This window comes from uncultured Fretibacterium sp. (assembly GCF_938040765.1).
GTDB lineage: Bacteria > Synergistota > Synergistia > Synergistales > Aminobacteriaceae > CAJPSE01.
The window spans coordinates 1-6,709 of sequence record NZ_CALIAA010000024.1 but is presented as its reverse complement, the minus strand read 5'-3'; the positions used below and the strand labels follow the sequence as shown (position 1 = coordinate 6,709).

The following is a 6,709-nucleotide window of genomic DNA, read 5'->3' as shown; positions in this document are numbered from 1 at the left end:
AGCAAAAATACAATGCAACGAGGTATAATTCCTCCACACTCGAGTACGGCGCATTCCCGAGGCTGTTTTTCGGCCTCGATTATGCTAAGATACGAAAGTAAAACACGGTTATCCCGTTGAACGAGCGGGCTCCGACAGGGAGCGGCAGGCGCATTCTTTCGACGACGTTTTCGATTCAGACGAGGAGGGGTCCTAATGCAGGAAAAATCCTTGCTGTCGCTGGCCTACGGCGCGGCACTCACGGGAGGGGGCAGGGCCGTCGCCTTTGCGGATATCGACGCTTTGACGCCCAGGCTTCGGGCGGGGGACGCCTGGCTGAGGGAAAACGCGGCCGCGGGCAAGCAGGGTTTCGGCTGGATGGACCTCCCGGGGCGCAACGTCGACGCCGTTCAGACTCTGGCCCGCTGGCTGGCCACCCGCGAATCGATCGTCCAGGTGGGGATCGGGGGGTCCGCACTGGGCAACCTCATGCTCCACAACGCCCTCCTCCCCTCCTTCTGGAACGAGCTGCCCTCCTCGAAGCGCAACGCGCCGCGCTTCTTTATGGCCGACAACGTGGACTCCGCCGAGAACCGCGCCATCTGGGACCTCATCAATCCGGAGAGCACCGCCGTCGTCGTCGTCAGCAAATCGGGAAGCACGGCGGAGACGGCCGCGAATTTCCTCTTCTTCTGGGAAAAGCTGAGGGACACGCTGGGAGAGGCATCGGCCCGCGAGCGGGTCGTCGTGGTGACGGACAAGGAGAAGGGGATCCTCCGTCCCTTCGTCGAGGAGACCGGGTGCAAGAGCCTGGTGCTTCCCGAGGACGTCGGGGGACGCTTCTCCGTTCTGTCCTGCGTCGGGCTCCTCTCGGCCTGGGCGCTCGGCATCGACTGCAAGGAGCTCCTGCAGGGGGCCCGCGAGCTCGACGCGCGGCTGAGCCGGTCCGCCTCGGTCCTGGAGAACCCGGCCTGGGTCCTGGCCGGGCTCAACCTCATGCACATGGACAGAGGGCGCAACATCAACGTCCTGATGGCCTACGCCGACCCCCTGGAGCGATTCGGGGAGTGGTTCGCGCAGCTCTGGGGCGAGTCCCTGGGCAAGGACGGCAGGGGGTCCACGCCCGTGCGCGCTCTGGGCGCCATCGATCAGCACTCGCAGATCCAGCTCTACACCTCGGGGCCGGACGACAAGTTCTACACCATCCTCACCGTGGACCAGGGCAAGGGGGACATCGCCCTGCCGGCCGCGGCCGAGAGATCCTTCGACAAGCTCTCCTACCTGTACGGGAAATCGATGGACACGCTGAGGAACTTCGAGGCCGAGGCCACGGCGGCGGCGCTGCACAAGGTCGGCCGTCCCGTCGTCTCGCTCTCCATCCCGACCCTGGACGCCTTCCGGCTGGGGGCGCTCATCCAGTTCTACGAGTACGTAACGGCCCTGACGGGCTACCTCATGGAGGTGGACCCGTTCGACCAGCCCGGTGTCGAGCAGGGCAAGAATTATACCTACGGACTGATGGGGCGCTCCGGTTTCGAGGCGGAAGCGCAGGAGGTCCGCACCCTGTCCGGCAGGATCGGAGAGCGCGTCGCCGCCTTTTGAACCGTTCCCCTTTTGAACCGAGGAAAGGGGACAAAACGATTCCCCGTGGGAAGGCCCTTCGGTTCGGGGCCCTTCCGCGGGGAACGTTTATATGATTCCCTATGAGGATGCGACGACGAAGGGGCTCACTCCGCCCTGCGCATCCTCGCCTCCGCGGCCAGGCGGATCACCCCCGCCGCAAGCTCCAGCCCCAGGGACGTCGTGTTCACGGCGAGGTCGAAATCGTGGACGTCGCCCCATTTCGACGTCGTATAATGCTCGTAGTAGTTGGCCCGCCCGCGATCCATACGGTTCAGCAGGTCCTCGGCGCCGGCCTCCGGGACCCCGTACTGCGAGACGATTCGACTCAGACGGTCCTCCCTCTCTCCATGCACGAAGACCTTCAGGCAGTTCGGGTCCCTGCGCAGCAGATACGCGGCGCACCTCCCGACAAGGACGCACCCGCCCTCCTCCGCCAGGCGCTCGATCACCTTGGACTGAGCGATGAAGAGCCGGTCTCCCACGGGCGGCTCGACCCAGAACAGGCCGTCCCGAACCGCGCCGCCCCCCATCGAAAGGCTGAAGAGAAACTTGTTCGCCGCCTCGGTCTCGGCATCCTCGAAGGCCTCGGGGGCAAAACCGCTCTCCCGGGCCGCGAGGGCTATCAGCGCCCTGTCGTAGAACCGAAGGTCCAGCTCCTGCGCAATCCTTTCCCCAAGCAGGCGTCCGCCGCTGCCGAACTCCCTGCTGACCGCCACCACCAGACGACGCATGACCCGACACCTCTCATCTCTCTCAGCTTTTTCCATTCCGATTCCAGATCATTCGTAGACAAGGCGGCTTTTGCGAACCGCAGCGAGGGCGTACAAAGAGGTACGTCGAGCAAGGTGCGCAAAAACAACGAAGTATGCGATCGATCCGGAATCGGAATCAGGGGGAGACCGCCGCTGCGGGAAACACGCTCCGCCCCAAAAGGCTCGGAAGACAGCCGCAGTAGTTCTGCCGGTACAGCCCCATCTCCCGGGACAGCTTCAGGGACCTCAGGAAGCCGTCGTGTTTGCGCCACACGCGGGGCTCCCAGTCCAGCCCGTGGCGGCCGCAGATCTCCGCCCCCAGGCGAAGGATCCTCGGGACGTCCTTATGCGGACTGATCGTCAAGCTGGAGCACAGGCGCCCATAGCCCCTCCTCCGAGCCTCGAGGGCCGCGGCCTCCAGCTGGAGGGCGAAACAGGCCGTGCACCTCAGGCCCCCCTCCGGCTCCTCCATCAGGCCGGCCATCCTGTCGAACCAGCTCCTGGGAAGATAGGGGGCCTCGACTACGGGCACGGACTCGCAGTCCCGGAGGGTGCGCAGCGCGGCAAGGCGCCGGAGGTACTCCTCCTGAGGATGGATGTTGGAGCCGTAGAAAAAACCGGACACCTCCCACCCCTCCGCCTGAAGCTCGCGCATCGGCACCGTCGCGTCGGGCGCGCAGCAGATATGAAGCATCATGCGCCGCGCCGTCATGACAATCCGTCCCTCTTCAAACAGCGCTGCCTCGAACGGAGCCGCACGCGCCGCTCAGCCCCTCAGGCGGGCGAAGGTCCCGGCAATGCCCTCGGGGCTCAGGCCCATCGCGCGGTAGACCTCGGCGGCGGGGCCGGAGTCCCCGTAACGGGTCACGCCCATGGCCTCGAATCGGACCGAGGCCGAAAATCCGCCGCGAACCATCTCCAGGGCCATGATCGCCCCCATGCCGCTCCCCACGTGATGGTCCTCGACGGTGAGGACATACTCCGAGGCGCAGGCCTCCTCGAGGGCGGCCCGGTCCACCTCGAGGGGACAGGAGACGCTCCAGACCGAGACGTCGATCCCCCGCCCGGCCAGGAGCCCGGCGGCCGCAAGAGCCTTCTGGGTCATCGACCCCAGAGCGAAGATCGTCCCCATCCCGCCCTGCCGCACCCGGACCGCCCGGCCGTACTCGAAGCGGTAGTCCCCGGCGAAGACGGGGGCCCCGTGCGCATCCACGACGGCATCGACCTTGCTGCGCCCCATCGCCAGGCAGATGCACCCCGGCGTGCCCAGCATCCAGCGCGCCGCCCGGTCCGTCTGGTTCGGGTCGGCCGGGACCACGAGCTTCCACCCGAAGTTGTTGCGCAGCAGCCCGACGTAGTCGATGCACTGGTGCGTCTTCCCGTCCTCCCCGACGTCGAGGCCGACATGGGTCAGGACGGTCTTGTTGCCCGCGTGGTTGATGTCGTTCAGGCGCTGCTGGTTGTACACCTCGTCGATGCCGAACACGCCGAAGTCCGCCCAGACGGAGACGACGCCCGCCGCCGCCGCGGCCCCCGAGGCCGTGGCCGTGGAGTGCTCCTGGATTCCGCACTGCACGAAACCGGACGGACACGCCTTGCGGAACTCCTCCGTCATGACGGAGGGGGCGAGGTCGCAGTCGAACACCAGCAGGGGCGTCCTCCCCTCCTTTCCGCAGTTCAGGCTTCCCACGTCGGCCAGAGCACGGCCGAAGGCTCCGCGGTTGTCCATCTTCGCCCCGTCGTAGGTGAAGGCCTTTCCCAGGTCCAGGGAGGGGACGAGGGGCTCGACCTTCCTGCCCGTGAAGCGGGAGGGGGCCGCACGCAGCTCCAGCGCCTTTTCCAGGACGCCGGGATCGCCCCGCAGCCCCTCGATGACCTGTTCGTAGACATCCTTCTTCGGGGACTTTCCATGGTATTCGTGCGTCCCCTCCATGGCGCCGCCGTTCTTGCCCATGACCGTGCGGCAGAGCAGGACCGTCGGGCGTCCCCCGGACCCCGCGCCGCGCAGCGCCCCGTAAAGGGCCTGGAAGGAATGCCCGTCGCACTCCACGACCTCCCAGCCGTCCGCCTCCCAGAGGGCCTTCAGGTTGCAGGGCATCACCGCGTCGAGGTTCCCCGAGATCTGAATGCCGTTCCAGTCGACCAGGGCGACGAGATTCTCGAGCCCCTCCTTCACGGCCATACGCCGGGCCTCGGCGAGCTGCCCCTTCGTCTGCCCTCCGTCCCCCATCAGGACATAGGTGCGCCCTTTGCAGCCCCGCGCCCTTTGTGCCAGCGCAAAGCCGACGCCTGCGGAGAGCCCCTGCCCCAGGTTTCCCGTCCCCCAGTCGACGCCCGGGATGTCGCGCTCGACGTGGCCCTGAAAGACGCTGCCGCAGCTCCGGAAATGGGAGACGGCCTCAACGGCGTCGAAGAATCCCCAGGCGGCGAGGGCCGCGTACACCCCGGCCGAGGTATGGCCATGCGAGACGACGACGTAGTCCCGATTTGAGCTTCCGCAGTTTTCCGGCGTGAGGTTCGCCACGCCGTAGACGGACAGGAACATCTCCATGCTGGAAAACGCGCCGCCCGGATGGCCGCTGTTGGCGGCCGCGACCATGGTCACGGCATCGATGCGGGCCAGGCGCGCCGCCTCCTCCAGGGAGACGATCTGTTCTCCGGAGAGGGAGGGGACCGGAAAGCCATGCAGATGGGGCAGAGACATTGCGCTTCACTCCTTTTTCAAGATCAAGAAAAGCGATTGACCGCGGCCTTCGCAGCCGCCGCAGAGGAGACGGGAAAAAACGCCTCTCCCTCACGGCGGGTGATGTAAGAAGGACACGAAAAGAGGGACACGAAACCGAACGGACTTATTATACAAGGAGAGGGAATGGAGGTGGAACGAAAAACAAAAAAGGGCGCTCCGCATTTTGCGGAAGAGCCCTTGTCGTCGCAATATGGTCGGGACGAGAGGATTCGAACCTCCGACCCCCTGCACCCCATGCAGATGCGCTAGCCAGACTGCGCTACGTCCCGAACACGACCACATATTTTAGCGTTTTTTTGAAAAAGGTCAAGATGCCTGCCGCTGCCTGTCGTTGTTCTGAGATAATGTCACCCCTCGGACAGGCCGACGCCGAATCTTGTCAAAAGCGCTCCGTTAATGTCACGGCGAATTCGGCAGGGACTTCGGTAAGAGCGATTATTCGTCTCCCTGGTCCGCGCTCTCGTACATCCGGCCGGTCGTGCCGACCTCCGCCCCCGAGGACTTGCCGTCGACGAGGACCTTCGCGTTCGCCTTCGTCGCCGCGTCGTACGAGCTGTCCGCGTTGGTGCGCCCGAGGATCGTCCCGGGGGTCACAGCTCCGTCGATCGTGCCGGACACGGAGCAGTTCGTGATCCTGAAGGCCGTCTCCTTGCCGTAATAGTAAAGACCCGTTCCGACAAGGCCGCCGACGTGCGTCGCATCCTTCGCGTCGATGTCGATCGTCACGGAGCAGTTGTCGATGATCGCGGGGTAGTTGGTCACAGAGTGCTTCGCCTTGTCCGGGTGCGTTCCGGAATAGCCGCACAGGCCGCCGATGGCGTGCCCGCCGTTCGTCGTGACGATCTTTACGTCGGCCCTGCAGTTCGTGATCGAATCCATCATCTCGAGGCAGCCGCCGATGCCGCCCATGCCGACCGGCTCCCTCCCGGAGGCCTTCACCGTGCCGGAGGCGGTGCAGCCGCTGATCGTGCCGCCGAAACTGCCGCCGACGATGAGGCCGCCGCACTCGGCTATGTCGTCCTGGACGATGCGGTCGGGGAAGTTGTTGTCGCCTATCAGCTCGATCTCGACGCCCTGGGTCCGGCAGTTGCGGATCGTTCCGTGGCTATTGCCGCCGATGACCCCGCCGACGCAGTTGAGGCCGAGGATGGAGGAGCTGCCGGTCAGCGCGACGTTCTCCACGGCGCCCAGGTTGTAGCCGACGACTCCGCCGATCGCCACAGACTTCCTCTCCCCCGCGGGGAGATGAGTGACGTGAACGAACGCATTGACGACGTTGAGGTCCTTGATCGTGCCGCTGCTGACGCCGAAGAGTCCGGCTCCGACGGTGAAGGCATCCGTCTCGTAGCGCAGGTTGGACACCGTGCGGCCCGCCCCGTCGAAGGTGCCGCGGAAGAAGGTCGATCGTTTCTCGTGGTCGTTCATATTCCCGATCGGCGTCCACTTGATGCCCCTGAGGTCGATGTCGGCGCTCAGCTTGAAGTACCGCCCCGAATAGCCATCCCGTTTCCCGCCGTTGACGTTCGCGGCGAGGGACAGCAGGCTGTCCGCGTTCAGCCGACGGATCGATGGGGGTGCGGTCTTCTGGGGCGGTGGTCAACGGAGGTCT

Annotated in this window: 5 protein-coding genes and 1 tRNA gene; 1 reads left to right on the top strand and 5 read right to left on the bottom strand. The window is 65.4% G+C overall.

Going from position 1 to position 6,709, the window contains the following annotated elements:
• Positions 1 to 195: 195 nt before the first annotated feature.
• Positions 196 to 1,581, top strand: coding sequence for a glucose-6-phosphate isomerase (locus Q0176_RS00785; RefSeq protein ID WP_299298066.1), 1,386 nt, complete (start codon positions 196 to 198; stop codon positions 1,579 to 1,581).
• A gap of 125 nt (positions 1,582 to 1,706) precedes the next feature.
• Here the strand turns inward: Q0176_RS00785 and Q0176_RS00780 are convergent, their stop codons facing one another.
• The 5 genes from Q0176_RS00780 to Q0176_RS00760 form a co-directional block, all read right to left on the bottom strand.
• On the bottom strand, positions 1,707 to 2,333 hold the full coding sequence (locus Q0176_RS00780; protein ID WP_299298064.1) for an AAA family ATPase: 627 nt from the start codon (positions 2,331 to 2,333) through the stop codon (positions 1,707 to 1,709).
• Positions 2,334 to 2,490: 157 nt separating this feature from the next.
• Entirely contained in the window at positions 2,491 to 3,066 is a 576-nt protein-coding gene (locus Q0176_RS00775; RefSeq protein WP_299298062.1) for an epoxyqueuosine reductase QueH, read from the bottom strand.
• Positions 3,067 to 3,120: 54 nt separating this feature from the next.
• Positions 3,121 to 5,058 (bottom strand): transketolase, encoded by a 1,938-nt coding sequence (locus Q0176_RS00770; RefSeq protein WP_299298060.1) that lies wholly within the window; start codon positions 5,056 to 5,058, stop codon positions 3,121 to 3,123.
• Between the two features lie 233 nt (positions 5,059 to 5,291).
• Positions 5,292 to 5,369 (bottom strand) — tRNA-Pro (locus tag Q0176_RS00765).
• Positions 5,370 to 5,535: 166 nt separating this feature from the next.
• On the bottom strand, positions 5,536 to 6,525 hold the full coding sequence (locus tag Q0176_RS00760) for a GLUG motif-containing protein (protein WP_299298058.1): 990 nt from the start codon (positions 6,523 to 6,525) through the stop codon (positions 5,536 to 5,538).
• Between the last annotated feature and the right edge of the window lie 184 nt (positions 6,526 to 6,709).

Excerpts from the sequence above, each read along its gene's own strand:
- Q0176_RS00785 (WP_299298066.1), top strand. The coding sequence starts at position 196 with ATGCAGGAAAAATCCTTGCTGTCGCTGGCCTACGGCGCGGCACTCACG.
- Q0176_RS00760 (WP_299298058.1), bottom strand. The coding sequence starts at position 6,525 with ATGAACGACCACGAGAAACGATCGACCTTCTTCCGCGGCACCTTCGAC.
- Q0176_RS00780 (WP_299298064.1), bottom strand. The coding sequence starts at position 2,333 with ATGCGTCGTCTGGTGGTGGCGGTCAGCAGGGAGTTCGGCAGCGGCGGA.
- Q0176_RS00775 (WP_299298062.1), bottom strand. The coding sequence starts at position 3,066 with ATGACGGCGCGGCGCATGATGCTTCATATCTGCTGCGCGCCCGACGCG.
- Q0176_RS00770 (WP_299298060.1), bottom strand. The coding sequence starts at position 5,058 with ATGTCTCTGCCCCATCTGCATGGCTTTCCGGTCCCCTCCCTCTCCGGA.